This is a genomic window from Pseudoalteromonas sp. McH1-7, from assembly GCF_013366255.1.
Taxonomy (GTDB): Bacteria; Pseudomonadota; Gammaproteobacteria; order Enterobacterales; family Alteromonadaceae; genus Pseudoalteromonas; species Pseudoalteromonas peptidolytica.
In genome coordinates this window covers 1-14,196 of the sequence record NZ_JABWPQ010000028.1, presented here as the reverse complement: position 1 = coordinate 14,196, position 14,196 = coordinate 1, and the positions used below count along the sequence as shown (strand labels likewise).

10 protein-coding genes and 1 riboswitch are annotated in these 14,196 nt (G+C 42.1%); of the genes, 5 read left to right on the top strand and 5 right to left on the bottom strand.

Annotation, left to right across the window (positions count from 1 at the left end; all coding sequences use genetic code 11):
• Positions 1-262: 262 nt before the first annotated feature.
• Positions 263-1,708, bottom strand: a complete 1,446-nt coding sequence (locus HUZ36_RS17900; protein ID WP_125254392.1) for a glyceraldehyde-3-phosphate dehydrogenase — start codon at positions 1,706-1,708, stop codon at positions 263-265.
• 188 nt (positions 1,709-1,896) lie between these two features.
• On the opposite strand from HUZ36_RS17900, the gene HUZ36_RS17895 reads away from it, so the two are divergent.
• Positions 1,897-2,697: a DUF2989 domain-containing protein gene (locus HUZ36_RS17895; RefSeq protein WP_125254393.1), complete on the top strand. Its 801-nt coding sequence runs from the start codon at positions 1,897-1,899 to the stop codon at positions 2,695-2,697.
• Positions 2,698-2,979: 282 nt separating this feature from the next.
• Here HUZ36_RS17895 and HUZ36_RS17890 read toward each other — a convergent pair whose 3' ends face one another.
• The 4 genes from HUZ36_RS17890 to nhaD form a co-directional block, all read right to left on the bottom strand.
• Positions 2,980-4,305, bottom strand: coding sequence for a sodium-dependent transporter (locus HUZ36_RS17890; RefSeq protein WP_128732240.1), 1,326 nt, complete (start codon positions 4,303-4,305; stop codon positions 2,980-2,982).
• A gap of 79 nt (positions 4,306-4,384) precedes the next feature.
• Positions 4,385-4,915 carry a DUF924 family protein gene (locus HUZ36_RS17885; RefSeq protein WP_128732241.1) on the bottom strand — a complete coding sequence of 177 codons (531 nt, stop codon included), beginning with the start codon at positions 4,913-4,915 and terminating at the stop codon, positions 4,385-4,387.
• A gap of 91 nt (positions 4,916-5,006) precedes the next feature.
• On the bottom strand, positions 5,007-6,353 hold the full coding sequence (lysC, locus tag HUZ36_RS17880; RefSeq protein WP_176033588.1) for a lysine-sensitive aspartokinase 3: 1,347 nt from the start codon (positions 6,351-6,353) through the stop codon (positions 5,007-5,009).
• A gap of 88 nt (positions 6,354-6,441) precedes the next feature.
• Positions 6,442-6,612: riboswitch (Lysine riboswitch) on the bottom strand.
• A 144-nt stretch (positions 6,613-6,756) separates the two neighbouring features.
• Positions 6,757-8,004 (bottom strand): sodium:proton antiporter NhaD, encoded by a 1,248-nt coding sequence (nhaD, locus tag HUZ36_RS17875; RefSeq protein WP_125254397.1) that lies wholly within the window; start codon positions 8,002-8,004, stop codon positions 6,757-6,759.
• Positions 8,005-8,160: 156 nt separating this feature from the next.
• On the opposite strand from nhaD, the gene HUZ36_RS17870 reads away from it, so the two are divergent.
• From HUZ36_RS17870 to HUZ36_RS17855, 4 genes are all read left to right on the top strand, one after another.
• A complete protein-coding gene (locus HUZ36_RS17870; protein ID WP_176033587.1) occupies positions 8,161-9,405 on the top strand; it encodes a hypothetical protein in 1,245 nt (414 codons plus the stop codon).
• A 4-nt stretch (positions 9,406-9,409) separates the two neighbouring features.
• A complete protein-coding gene (locus HUZ36_RS17865) occupies positions 9,410-9,958 on the top strand; it encodes a condensin complex protein MksE (protein WP_125254401.1) in 549 nt (182 codons plus the stop codon).
• On the top strand, positions 9,955-12,732 hold the full coding sequence (locus HUZ36_RS17860) for an ATPase (protein ID WP_176033586.1): 2,778 nt from the start codon (positions 9,955-9,957) through the stop codon (positions 12,730-12,732). Before HUZ36_RS17865 ends, HUZ36_RS17860 begins: the two co-directional genes overlap by 4 nt.
• Before the next feature lie 108 nt (positions 12,733-12,840).
• Positions 12,841-13,392, top strand: a complete 552-nt coding sequence (locus HUZ36_RS17855; RefSeq protein ID WP_128732012.1) for a DUF4136 domain-containing protein — start codon at positions 12,841-12,843, stop codon at positions 13,390-13,392.
• Positions 13,393-14,196 lie beyond the last annotated feature (804 nt).

Genomic DNA, 14,196 nt, shown 5'->3' with positions numbered 1-14,196 from the left:
CAAAATTTTTAACACAGTTAGCGTCAGATGTACCCCTTCAAATTGATCAAGTATTGTTGCTAATTGGTATAACTTCTATCCACTTTCAAGAAAATAAATCACGGGGTAGTGTGACGAAATTTTCTCTTTCGTGTTCAAAATTAGCAGATAACATTTTGTTAGCTAATTGTAGCTAGCCTATTTTTGCAAGCCTACCACAACCAACTTATTTCAAAAACTAAAAAAGCCAGCTGGTGCTGGCTTTTTATCGCAAATTGTTATGTTAGCGAGGTAGGCTTGGGAATTTAACCTCTGCCATATCCTGCATTACACGTACAACCTGACAGCTATAGCCAAACTCATTATCGTACCAAACGTAAAGTACAACACGGTCACCATCAACGATAGTAGCCTGAGAGTCAACAACACCAGCATAACGGCTGCCTACAAGGTCTGTAGACACGATTTCTGTTGACGCAGTGTAATCGATTTGGTCGCGTAGCTCTGAGTAAAGTGAAGATTCGCGAAGGAATTCGTTTAACTCTTCAGCTGTTGTCTCTTTACCTAAATTAAGGTTAAGAATAGCCATTGATACGTTTGGTGTAGGTACGCGAATTGCATTACCTGTTAGCTTACCAGCAAGCTCCGGAAGTGCTTTAGCAACCGCTTTAGCAGCACCCGTTGAGGTAATAACCATGTTCAATGCCGCACTACGACCACGACGTTCAGCTTTGTGGTAGTTATCAATCAAGTTTTGGTCATTAGTGTAAGAGTGAACAGTCTCTACGTGACCATTCTTAATACCAAACTTGTCGTTAAGTGCTTTTAATACCGGTGTGATTGCGTTAGTTGTGCAGCTTGCTGCTGATACAATCTTGTCTTCAGATTGGATGTCTGAGTTGTTAACACCATAAACGATGTTTTTGATGTCACCTTTAGCTGGTGCTGTAAGTAGCACTTTAGACGCACCGATTGACTTAAGATGTTTACCTAAGCCATCTTCGTCTTTCCAAACACCTGTATTGTCTACGATAAGTGCGTTTTCAATACCGTATTTTGTGTAATCTACTTCTTCAGGTGAGTTTGCGTAGATAACTTGAATGTAGTTACCGTTTGCTTTGATCGCACCTTTTTCATGGTCTACTGTGATTGAACCATTGAAAGGACCATGAATTGAGTCGCGGCGCAATAAACTTGCACGTTTCTCAAGATCACCATCGCGGCCACCGCGAACAACGATTGCACGTAGGCGTAAATCAGCGTGAGAGCCGCCACGTTCGATAAGTAGGCGTGCTAATAAACGGCCAATGCGACCAAAACCATAAAGAACGACGTCGCGAGGTTCTGGACGTGCGCCTTGGTTTAGTAATTCTGCAAGTTCTGCATTTAAAAACTCTTCGATTGAGCGTCCTTCACCTGCATTTTTATAAATGTAGGCATAAGCTAGCTTACCAAGGTCAACGCGACCCGGTGCTAATTCCATTTTGCTGATCACTTCTAAGAATGGAAAGCTTTCACGAAGACGTAGTTTACGCTCTTCAAAACGCGCTACTGTTTTGTGTGCTTTGATAACATCAATGGTGCTTGCACTTACAAGAGGACGACCGTATACAGAGATTTCAACGCCTTTGTTACGGTATAGACGACCGATTAGGGGTTGCATGCTTTCTGCATAATCTTGACGCTCTTGCCAGCTATTTTGATATTCTTGCTCGTGAGATAAGGTCATTTTTTCTGCCTAATAAACAATTTTCTTTGAACGGATAGCCCTTTTGGGCACAGCTATTCTAATTTAAACTGTCGCGATTCTCCACTGTTACCGAACAATTCATTGCGCTAAACTAGTCGACCATTAGCTCTACCCTGTTTATTTGGGCTGCAAAGCCTATAATTATAAAAAATCATTGAGGTCAAACTATGGCGTTTAAAAAGTCGCTAGTTTTTGCAGCATTACTATTGGCTGGTTGCGACGATACCTTAACCTTGAAACAAGTGTGTAGTGAAACACCCGGGTTTTGTGAGGATTTAAATAAGGATAGTCATTGTAAAGATGAACGTGCAGAAGTGATTTATGCCCGTTATCATGAATACAAGTCTCCTACCGACGATAACAAGTATAAATTATTGAAAGATTTGGAACGCTACAACCAATGTGTTGCGCTCGCTGCCAAAATTGAACATATCAAATTAAAAGAAAAGACGACCTCACGCGTTGAGGGACACCTTACAGCATTAAAAGAAATGACCCGCATCTACCAGGAAACAAAAAATAGTAACCACCCTGGGTTACTCTACTACCAATGGTCCAGAAATAATGATCGTGCTGCCATGAACAAACTACTCAATATGCAGGATGACCCTAGGGTGCAAAATGATGCAGAGATCCAGCTATTCTTAGCTGAGTTTTATGCCAAAGTAGATGATAACAAAACGGTCGATATTCTGTATCGAGTATTAGAGTTAAACAAGCGAGGCGAAACACCAAACCCTGAGGTTTACTCGTCGCTTGTGAGCATTTTTTATAAACATGAAAAGTACAAACACGCTTACACCTTTGCCCGGGTTGCCCAGCTATCTGGCGTGGAAGAAATAGACATTATTCCGGTAACGAATCAATTAGCAGCCATGGGTAAAGAGTTAGGTAATCTAGATTCTCTCGCGCAAAGAACCTATGAAAGTATTCAAGCTGGAGAGTTTGTCTCTCCGCGAGACTTTTAACTGACCTGAGGTTTGGATAAGGCATGTTCCAACTCTTTGTAGCTAGAGCACAACTTAGTTTTTTCCTTGTCTAGCCATAGAGTTTTAGCGAAAACACCGCTCCCGCGTCCTGCTCCCGCTAAGGTAACTACATCCTATAGGCAAGGCGAATTTATACCAATTTTCTTAATTAAGTGGTCTATTTGAGGCGAGAAAATAGCTCACTTAATTGAGATGACGCATTACACATATAAAAATGGGAAGCTGTTGCTTCCCGTTTTTAGTTATAGATTACAAAGACTACTACTTTGCTATCGCCACGTTTATAAACACAGCTGTCATTAAAATTGGGCAAACAAACCTAACATACTGCGCAAACCAGTAATGTGCACCACGAGATTCAAGGTGAAGTTGATTCCCTCGCTTCCACACCCAACCAACAGTAACAAAGTAAAAAAGTCCCATTAGCGGCAACTGATACTGAGTAAACAAGCTGATCACAAGCTCAAACAACCAGTCAAAGTTCAATATAATGGTGCTTGAGGCTATAAAAATCACCAATGTGACCAACCAAGTTGCCTGCTTGCGTTTAAAGCCGTGGTTTTCAACCAAAAACGAAACCGGGATCTCCGTAGAAGAAATGGTGGACGTAACTGAAGCAATAGACATCAGTACAAAAAAGGTGAGGCTGACCAGTAATCCAACTTGTCCCATATTCGCAAATAGCTCTGGTAAAATCGCAAAAATTAACCGACCTTCACCAATCAACTTGCCATCTTGAAAAACTTGAACGCCATTTTGCTGCGCTACGAAAATAGCGGGAATAATCAATAAGCCTGCCAAAAACGCAACGCTTGTATCTAACATTGCAACACTGAAGGTCAACTTGGGAAGATTTTCATTAGGCTTTAAATATGAACCATAAATCATCATGCAGCCAACACCCAGCGATAGTGAGAAAAACGCCTGCCCCATTGCAGCAATGATCAAATCGGGATCGCTAATTTTAGCAAAATCAGGGATAAGATAAGTTCGAAACCCTTCTGCTGCACCATCAAGCGTAGCCATATACGCTATCAAACCAACCAAGAGTAAAAGCAACAGTGGCATTAACCTGCGCGACCACGCTTCGATACCAGACTTCACACCTTTGAGGATAATACTAGCCGTAAGCAGTAGCATCAGTGGTGTGAACAGGAAGTTTCTAAGTATCGAATCGCCACTAAGAAACGCATGCACACTATCCAGTTCAGCCATTTGTGCTAATGGATCAAGAGAATGAGACAACATCCACCCTGCCACAATAGAGTAGAAGCTTAACATCACGATAGCACCGCCAAGACCGATATAACCGGCTGCAGCGCCAACCTTTGGGCTGCGCTCACGCCATGCAGTTTTGAGTGCTTTAACTGGGTTTGCTTGCGCCTGGTGGCCTAAATACAGCTCAGTATAAAGCGCAGGTAATGCGAGTAGAAAAATTACCGCAAAGTAAACCAACAAAAAGGCGCCGCCCCCATGGTTTGCAGCCTGAGTCGGGAAACCCCAAATATTTCCAAGTCCAACAGCCGCACCAGCTGCTGCCAACACAAAGCCAAGGCGGCTTTGAAATCCATCGCGCGTATGAGCCATGTCTTAAATCAATCATTATTTTTGTAGACGGCTGATTATACGTACTTCCATTAAAAATGCGAGTGTAATGGGGTTGAGCTTAAAAACTCGAGTTTGGTGTATTGAGAAAGGCTAGCTCGGCCTCGGTTGATGCTCGCTTTAAAATTTCATTGCGATGCGGATAGCGTCCAAACCTGTCGATTATACGTTTGTGCGCCAATTCAAAGTCGTAATTGGGCAAAGGTTTAAAATATTGCTGTGCTAATGTATGTATGCTCGCGCTTTCACTGTGCATTAGTGGCATATATAAAAACATTAATTCAGTGTCATTAAGTTGTTGGTGATAGCCTTTTTCGATAGCATGTTGAGTTAAGCATAATGCTAATGGATCGCTGGCAAACGCTTCTGGAGTATTCCTAAAGATATTGCGGGAGAATTGATCTAATATAATGATTTCACACAGTGCCCCAACGGGCGATGTACGCCAACTTGAAAGTTCTCCCTGCTGCGCCATATGATGAAGGATACCAAAGCGATTTTTGATGATGCGATCAAAATCTGCTGACTTTTTCCACCAATCAGCTTCTGTACATTCAACAAACCAGAACTCGTAGACGTCTTTATAATTCATAATGGCACTCCCAAGTATCCTGTTGATAAAGTGCCATCACTGAGCAAATATTGCAACTTTTTTATTAGTGCAATACAGGCAATAAATTTACTTATACTACTTCTAATAATTTGGCATGAATTGATTGTACCACTTGATCAGACTCCTGCTGTTCCACCAAGAAACACAAATTGTGCTTGCTTGCACCATGGCATATTAGTCGAATGTTAAACTGAGATAACACATCCATTAAATTCAACTGGCATTGTCGGAGCTGGATCTCTGAGCCTATCATTGCAACTAGTGTTAGATTGTTTTCAACTGTGACATGACAAAACTCCCCTAGCTCATCTAGGCACGCTTGCTCCAGCTCTGGACGAGATGCGTTTGGGGCATTATCAAGCGTCAGCGCAACGCTTATCTCTGAAGTAGTGACCAAATCAACCGAAATGTTGTAGTTACTTAAGATTGTAAAAATACGAGCTAAAAAACCACTTGCCAATAGCATCTCGGGACTTTTCAGTGTCAGTAAGATCTGGTTCTTACGTTGAGTTACTGCACGGATCCCCGCTTGAGCAGTTTTTTCTTTTTCAATCCAAGTTCCTCCTGCTTGTGGATCGCGGCTCGACCCGACAAACACTGAGATCCCTTTGCGGCTGGCAGGTAAAATAGTTGCTGGGTGTAGCACTTTTGCACCAAATGTCGCCATTTCAGCAGCTTCATCAAAACTCAAACGAGGAATTGGCCTCGCTTTTTCACACAAGCGAGGGTCTGTGCTAAAGATACCAATTACGTCGGTCCAAATATGCACACTAGAAGCATCTATCGCTTCTGCTAACAGTGCAGCACTGTAATCCGAACCACCACGACCTAGTGTGGTTGTTTGACCGTATTGGTCGCAGCCAATAAAGCCTTGCGTTACCTGAACACTATCATCCAGCAAATTAACAAGGTTAGCCTTCGCAGCTTCACGTGTGGCAGCTACATTAGGATTCGCTTTACCAAATTGATTATCAGTTTTGAGTACTTTTCTAACATCAAAACGAGATGCTTTGACATTGTGGTTTCTTAAAATTTGCGTGAACAGGTAGGAAGAAAAACGCTCGCCAAAACTCAGCACCTCATCACATTGTTGCCGACTCAATGCAGGCAAACTGGCTAAACTCTCAAATTCAGAAAATGTTTGTTTGTAACCTTCAGCAAGGTCAGCATCCAAAGATACTTTGTCGATAATCGCTTGCTGTATGTTTTCAACCGCTGCAACAACTGCTTTGCGCCCGGCTTCATCTTCCTTTTGTTGAGTTAGCGTTACAAGGTGATTGGTTACGCCAGCACATGCGCTAACAACCACTACTCGAATATATGGATTGTCACGAACAATGTGAGCACAACGAGACATAGCTTCAAAGTCAGCGACACTGGTACCGCCAAATTTGGCTACAACATACTGCGAATTCATTTTCTCTCCTCTCGACCGATGGCACAGTCAAATTTTATAAGGAGAACTCGGCATGGGATTTCTAGAAAGACGAACGCTTGAAATGACCTTTGCCAGAAGCTCTCCACCAATACGGTGACAGTTCCGAGGATTCAGCCTCGTAAACCGAAGAATCGTCGCGACGAGCAACGCTTCTCCTCGGCGAATACTTCCCTCACTAGTGGTCATTGGTCTCGTCACCTCACACTAACTACCTAAGCATCGCGCCTCTTCTGTTTATTTTGCCTTTGCAAATATGAATAAAAGCAAAATAAAAGCCCGCAATAAGTGCGGGCGATGTGGGAAAATTATCTTTTAGCCGTCTAGGTGTCAAGTAATTTATAAAAAACTTGTCCCAAAAGGGTGAAAATATATGTGGTTCAAGCTAAATAAGTTGGCCTGCGAAATATGCCCCACTATAGCCGACAGTGTAAGCAATAAGTAGATAGAAGCTCATTTTGAGATAACTTGAAAAAGTCAACGCTTTGACCTTACTCATCGCAATGATCCCTGCCGCAGAGCCGATGATAAGCATGGAACCACCTACCCCTGTTGCATAGGTAAAAGTCAACCACTGTGAAGGGGTCATGGTAATATCTGCTTTTAATAATGCAGCGGTTAATGGCACGTTATCGACCGCAGCACTCATCAAACCAACCAAATAGTTTGCATACTCTGGCGCAAGGTATAGATATAAATCAGTAAACTTAGACAGTACACCAACCTCTTTTAACGCACCAACTAAGAGCAATACACCAACAAAGAACAACAAGGTGTCGTATTCAATTTCACGAATATAGTCGATGATTTTTTTATTCACGTCCTTTTTGCGCATTAAAAATTGTGCCATTAAAAACATCAAGGACAGGCCAAATAGGAAAGTCAACATTGGCGGTACATGGTATTGAACGCTCAAGAACAATGTTGCGAAAATCGTCGATAAGAAAATAAGTGCAATGGTAATGTCGGTCTTTTCAATTCTGCGTAATTCAGCCTTTTCAAAGGTAATTTTTTCATTCATACCAATAGAAAGCATGGCAGCCAGCACGAATACACTCAACATAGACGGCATGATCAGCAATAAAAGATCAGGGATTGTGACTTTGTCGGCCAAAAATATCATCAAAGTAGTAACATCCCCAGTGATCAAAGACACGCCGCCGGAGTTAACACTAAATATAATTAAGGTCGCATATTTTATTAGCTTTTTCGGGTCTAGTTTTAAAGACATGACTACAGCTAATGAAATAAGCGTCGCGGTAATATTGTCCGATATTGAAGAAAACACAAATGCAAAGGCACCAACTAAAAACATTAGCTTGCGTTCGCTAATATGGGTTGGCATGATCCGGTGAACAATATTTTGGATGAATCCTTTAGAGTTTAGGTAGGCAACAAATGTCATCGCCGCCATCAAAAACAGCCATAATGTGGCAATTTCTAGGATGTTATGATCTAGCTCAATTTGTACAATTTCTGGGCTTTGACCATGAATTGGAGAGATAAAGGCGATAATCCAACATAAAGTACCAAAAAAAAGCGTGGTTTTGGCCTTGTTTACATGAATAATATCTTCTATAACGATCAGTATAAAAGCGATGGCTATCAGGGTTAGAATAATGGGCGTAACCATAATGCGTAAACAACCTGTAATTAAATGTAACAAAGGGTGGGTTCGTTTTCGCGGCGGATTCTAGCACCATCATAGTTCCCATGCTACGTACGATAAACATTTTGTGACAAATTGATGAAGTAGTAATGTAACTTCTCTATTACCTACTGGAAAGTTATGATCCCAGCAAAAAAATTATTAAATACCATAAATGAGCACTGGAGCGTATTGGAGCTACTTTTTAAACGATTTAAGCTCGCTGATTTCAGTCTTAAAGATGTACAAAACACCCTAAAACAGAAAAACCCTAGCTGGTCTAGTGAGCGAATTTATAAAGAAACCAATCGATTACTCCAACAAGAAATAATTATTCCACTAGCAAAGTCTTCCCAGCTGGAGATCAATCGGGCGATTGCTGATTTTGCAAGCTTTTTACTGCAAGAAGAGAGCCTAGGCTTAGCGGAAGAAATTACCGTTTTGATAAAAGACCTAGAACGTCTGGGCAACCGCATAGCGCAAGCTGGTGAAGAAGCCGACTACTCTGAACTACGCCGTTTTAGTCGAATTATGGACGAACGCGTTCGTAAAATTGTTAAGCTGTTCGAACATAACGAAAGCGCTATCATGAACTTGGTTGAACAAGCTAAGTCTGACACCTCCACGCTGTCTCTTGGCATGAGGTATAAAGCGGTATTGGAAGCGTTTGACGAATATATCGAGCCGATGTTGGAAATGGTCGATATTCATGGCCCGTTCCAACGCTGCTTTGATCAGATAGAGCTTCAGGTCAGTGAACAAATTGACGAGATTGAACAATTGGGCCGTGGCGCTGCAGATAAACGTATGCTGGAGCAACTCAGAACACGAATTTTAGATATGCACCTCATTGGTAGAGAGAGCTTAAGCCGCAGCGCCGACCTACTAATGCCACTGAGAGAGGAGCTGCGCCGTAATACACTCATTACAAGACAAGCCTCTAAAGTCCTTGGACAAATTAGAAAACGCGGCGTTGACCGGTTACTTTCACCAGTTCAACCAGAATTTGTTTCAGATATTCAACGTTTTAATCTTGGGCAAAAGCGTCACATGGTGGCTTATATGGCAAGTCTTGTTGAATTTGAGCATGAAGAGTATCAGCTGCCCGATCACGACGATGTACCTGCATATCAAAGCCCAACCATCCCAGATTACCATGCAGTAAAAACAAGATTTCAACAAACAGGTAAAAAGCGCCAAGCACTTCTGGGCTTTTTAAGCGATAGCTATCCTGATCTTGAAGCAGACGAAATGCTATTCCTTTATCAAAAGCTGATCAACGAATCAGATTTGACCTTAAGTCAGGAGCAGCAAAAAAGTAAGATCACTATCGCATCACATACTTTTTCTTTATATCCATTTAGTGCCAAAGCAAAACAAGATTAGCATGATGACAACAATTAATTTAGATATGCTCAATGAGCTCCAAGCCATCAACAAGAAACTGGTGAGCGGGTATCACATTAGCGAACAAGACACGACTCTTTGGCAAGAGCTAGACCAGCAAATAGAAAGCTATCAAGCGTTATTTGCTGCACTAGGCCATGACTTACAACATGATGCTAGAGGCTTTTATTACCTTGCAAGTGATGAAAGCACGCCAAATATGGGGAAAATCTCCCGGGCGATTGCCCTAACCATTTATATCTTGATCGAGCACTACGCCAACCAAGGTAAAGATCCGCTTCGCGTACTATTTGATGAAAGCTGTGATTTGGAGCTAATGCAGACCATAGTACAACTCAATAAGCACCTGTTTGATCAGCTTGAGATTTTTTCGGGTTCAGATCTTAGAAAGGACGTATTTTTGCGTATGGTAAGACTGGGTCTTGCCCGTGAGGTTGAGCAAGGCTTTATGCTACTTGCACCGATTTATCGCTACATTGACGCGCTAATGGAAGTAAACGAAGAACAATATGATATTGAGGACGAGCTATGAGCGAGCAGTTGTACGGCTTAAGTAAACTAGCATTATTAAATACCGCCGGATATGCGAAGTGTGTCATTCCTCTGGATAAAAGTGCATCTATCTGTGCGCCTAATAACACTGGTAAAAGCTCAGTGATCAATGCCTTGCAGTTCCCACTTATCAACGATTTAAGGCTGACAGAGTGGGACGGTCACGATTTAGAGGAAACGCGTAAGTTCTATTTTTCGTCAGATCAATCCTATATTCTGCTAGAAGCTAACCTCCCTCACGGCGATGTCGTTATTGGCGTTGCAGGCCTTGGCAAAATTGCCGGTTACGCACACCAGTTTTTTTGCTATCAAGGCAAGCTGAATCTTGATGATTACACCCAAGGTAAAAGTATCATCAAGTACACTAAGCTATTTAATCATTTGCAGGAAAAGCAGCTAAAACCTGTAGAGCTAAAAGCACAAGAACTCAATGCCCTACTCACAGGCGGAGCCACGCCATTTGATGGTGATATCAACCTGAAGATGATCCCACTGAATAATGTCCAAGATGCGCCTGTATATAAAGAAATATTCCGCCGTATTTTGAATCTGCATAAACTCGGCGCGCAAGACGTAAAACGCTTTATGCTCAAGGTGTTCGAACGCCATATGTCGAACTCGAAAGTCGACTTTTATGAAGTCTGGCGTCGCGCTTTTGATAAGGTCAACCGCGCTCGCCGTGAGCTAAATGCGCTGGAGTCAATGCAAGAGCCAATTTCAGCCCTTGAGAAAATGCTTGAAAATGAGGCTGTGTTAAAAGGTAAATTGGCGGCATACGCACCAAAACTCGATTTAGCTTTGGTCGAATATGATAACTATCACAACGAGCAAATTGCGGAATTAGCAACACAGCTGGAAGATATCGAAGCAGAGAAGCGTGAATTTGAGTCTAAGCAGCAGCTGTACGTCCAACAGTCTCGCGATATCGAGCGTAAGCAAACCCAAATAGAGCAATGGTTTACCGATTTCCACGCGTTAAAACGTGAATTTGAACTGACCAATCATGCAACGCTTAAAACCAATTTAACGCTGTTGAAAAAGGAATATGAGCAACTTTCCTTCTCTATCAATAGTGCACAGGGGCAAAGCCTACATACTCTTGATTTCCGTATCAACGAAACGCAAAAGCAAATTAAGAGTTTAAAACTGCAACTCAAGAATCTTGAGTTCAACTTGTTTACTCGTATGCGTGAAGATCTGTCTTTAAAAGAAGTAGAAGAGATATCACGAATTTTAAATCCAGATTTGTTATCGTTTTCAACCACCTCTCAGGGTGAAATTAGCATCACCGACGAAGATGCCTTTGGCGCGTTTTTAGAGTCACTGTCTAAATCAGTTCAAGGTGGAGAGCTTAAAGTACCTGGCGCTACTGTTAAGTTGAAAAAGCTCAGTCCAGTGCAAATGCAAAGCGGTGAGAATAAAGCCCAGCTGCAAGCACAGCTAGAGTCACTGCAACAATCGCTTAATGACTTAAAGCAACAGCGTGAAGTAGCTGCAAACGTCGCTGAAAAGCAAAAAGAACGTGATGCGCTTTATGATGAGCTCATGGCTACCGAAGCAGCCATGAAACGCTTTGAGCAATATCAAACCATGTTGCAATCGGTCGATGCTCAACAAGCCCTCAAAGAGCAGCTAGAGATGGAACGAGAGCAAGTTGATGAATATTTACATGATATTCAACGTAATGCTGGTTCAATTTCAGACCGCCGCTCTATCATTAAAAGCAAGCAAGACTTGTTGGTGCGCCAAGCCGACCGCCTAAAGCAAGTCAAGTCAGAGCGTATCGACCACACACTAGACCTATATTCGGGTAAGTTGGCACCGTACGAAATCGAAATTACGCTGGATTTTGATAACCTGTCAGAGGTGATCCATCAGTTTAACAAAGAATGTAATGAACTTAGAAACTTAGACGTTAACGTGCGTAATACCTACTTGCATATCTACAATGCGGGGATCACTAAGTTTGAAAACGAATCTGACGCTAACACTAAGTACCAAAAACTGATCAGCGCGTATCACAACCTCGATAACGAGCGAGATGCCGTCGATAAACAAGCACGTGTCGCGCTCACTGAGGTGGCTGCAACCATCAAAGGACTGCGTCAAGACTTAGAGCGCTTACGTCGTGAAATGAACAGTTTTAATAAAGGTATAAGCCAGCATCGGATCTCTAACTTGCAGGCGTTTAAGATCAATGTGATCCCTCGTAAAATGTTAGTCGATAGCATAGATACTATTATTAGCACGTCGGATTTATACGAAAAAGGCGAAAGCTTAGACCTACTGAGCGAGCAGCCGAGCTCAGAAAAATCGGTTAACGAGGCGAAAGATCACATCATTAAACTTGCAAGTGATAAAGCGGGATTGACACTCACCGATCTCTTTGATATTCGCTTTGAAGTCGTCAACCGTGCGGGTGAAACCGAGCACTTTGATAAAATTGACTCGGCAGGTTCAAACGGTACTCGGATCACAATCAAACTTTTATGTGGCATGCTATTTATTCGCTACCTATTATCTGATCAAGAGCAAGCGATGTATCGTATCCCTATTTACATAGATGAAGCCGCAGATATAGACCCACAAAACCAAAAAGCCATCATCGAAACTGCGCTAAGCTTTGGGTTTGTACCTATTTTTGCTTCGGTTAAACCACAGATCAGCTGTGACTACTTGGTACCTATCCGAAGTGTTGCACATGGAAGCCAAAACTGGGTAGACGAAAAAGATTGGATAGAGGTGGAACATTAATTCCAAGTTAAGGTCTTAGAGGCTATGATCATGGGATGCTTTGTCTCTATCAATTAACAGCTCAACACGTTAAGGTAGAGTAAACATCCCACTAAGGAGTAAAGACACATGTTTAAGAATATTGTTATCGCCGCTTTGGTGTTAATGTTAGCGGCCTGCGCCAAAACCCCTGATTGGGATTATGACAAGTCTGTACAATTCGCTAACTACAAAACCTATGCCTGGTCGCCCGAAGCCGATCTGAAAAATGAAGGCCGTGAGTATCAAGTGAATGACTTAATGGAAAAGCGGATCCGCAGTGCCATTCAACAAGAAATGAGTAAACAGGGTTTCACCCTTACCGATCCGCAGTCGGCTGACTTATTGGTTAATTACCATGCTTCAGTGGATACCAAAATTGAATCAGACTCTTTACACACCACCTATGGTGCGCGTTGGAATTATTGGGGATTTGGCTGGCAAACACAAACTACAACCCGTGAGTATGAAGTGGGCACATTAGTTGTAGACATGATAGATAAAGCGTCCAACCAGCTGATATGGCGCGGTGCGAAAGAAGGCCGTTTACGTAGCCACCAGTCACCAGAAAAAAGAACAGAGTCAATAAACAAAACCATCTCGGAGTTACTGGCAAACTTCCCACCACAGCCACAACACTAAAAGAATTAGGGTCAAGCCTTGGCTTGATCCTAATTACTCATCTTCATTCTGAAGGATAATAAGTCTTAACTTTATCTACTAGGGCTTAATCAGATATAAGTGCCAAACTCGGCCATTCAACAGCAATGTCATATCTTAAATCCAATTGCAGCAACAGGTGCTCACCTAACTTGTATTTAGACAGAAACGTTTTAGGACGTCGGCTGTATTAGACGGACTTCGTATAAAAACTTCTATGGGCAAACAAGCAAGTTAAGGTGTGAACAGCGCTTGGCTATACTTGAGCGAAACGAAGCTGCCGAACATTGCGAGTCACTATAAAACGCTTGTTATGAGTAAGTTTCTAACTCGACCAGTGCTAATAGTTTACGCCCTAGATTAGTTACATTACCTGAGACTACGACGTTACCAATAGCTGAGTTATTAGCAATCCACTGACTTATATTAGTTACAACATGCCTTCCAGATGCTGCCCACACTATTAATATCCTGACACCCATCACACTATTAATATCCAAGCTGAGGACGTAAAGTAAGATGATAATATCCTGACACCCATCAAATAATATCCTGCCACCCATCACACTATTAATATCCAAACTGAGGACGTAAAGTAAAAATGTATAAAAGCACTTCCATCACTTTGGTCAAAAGCGTGTATCGATAGGTTATTTTTTAGCACTTGAGCGTAGCTCTACACTAAAACCGGGTTATCGCGCACAACAAAGCGCTGTAAATGCAGCTTTAAGAAATTCGAGAATTGAGAATGTGAGTTTTACTAAGCCAACAAGCGCTCACAGTTTG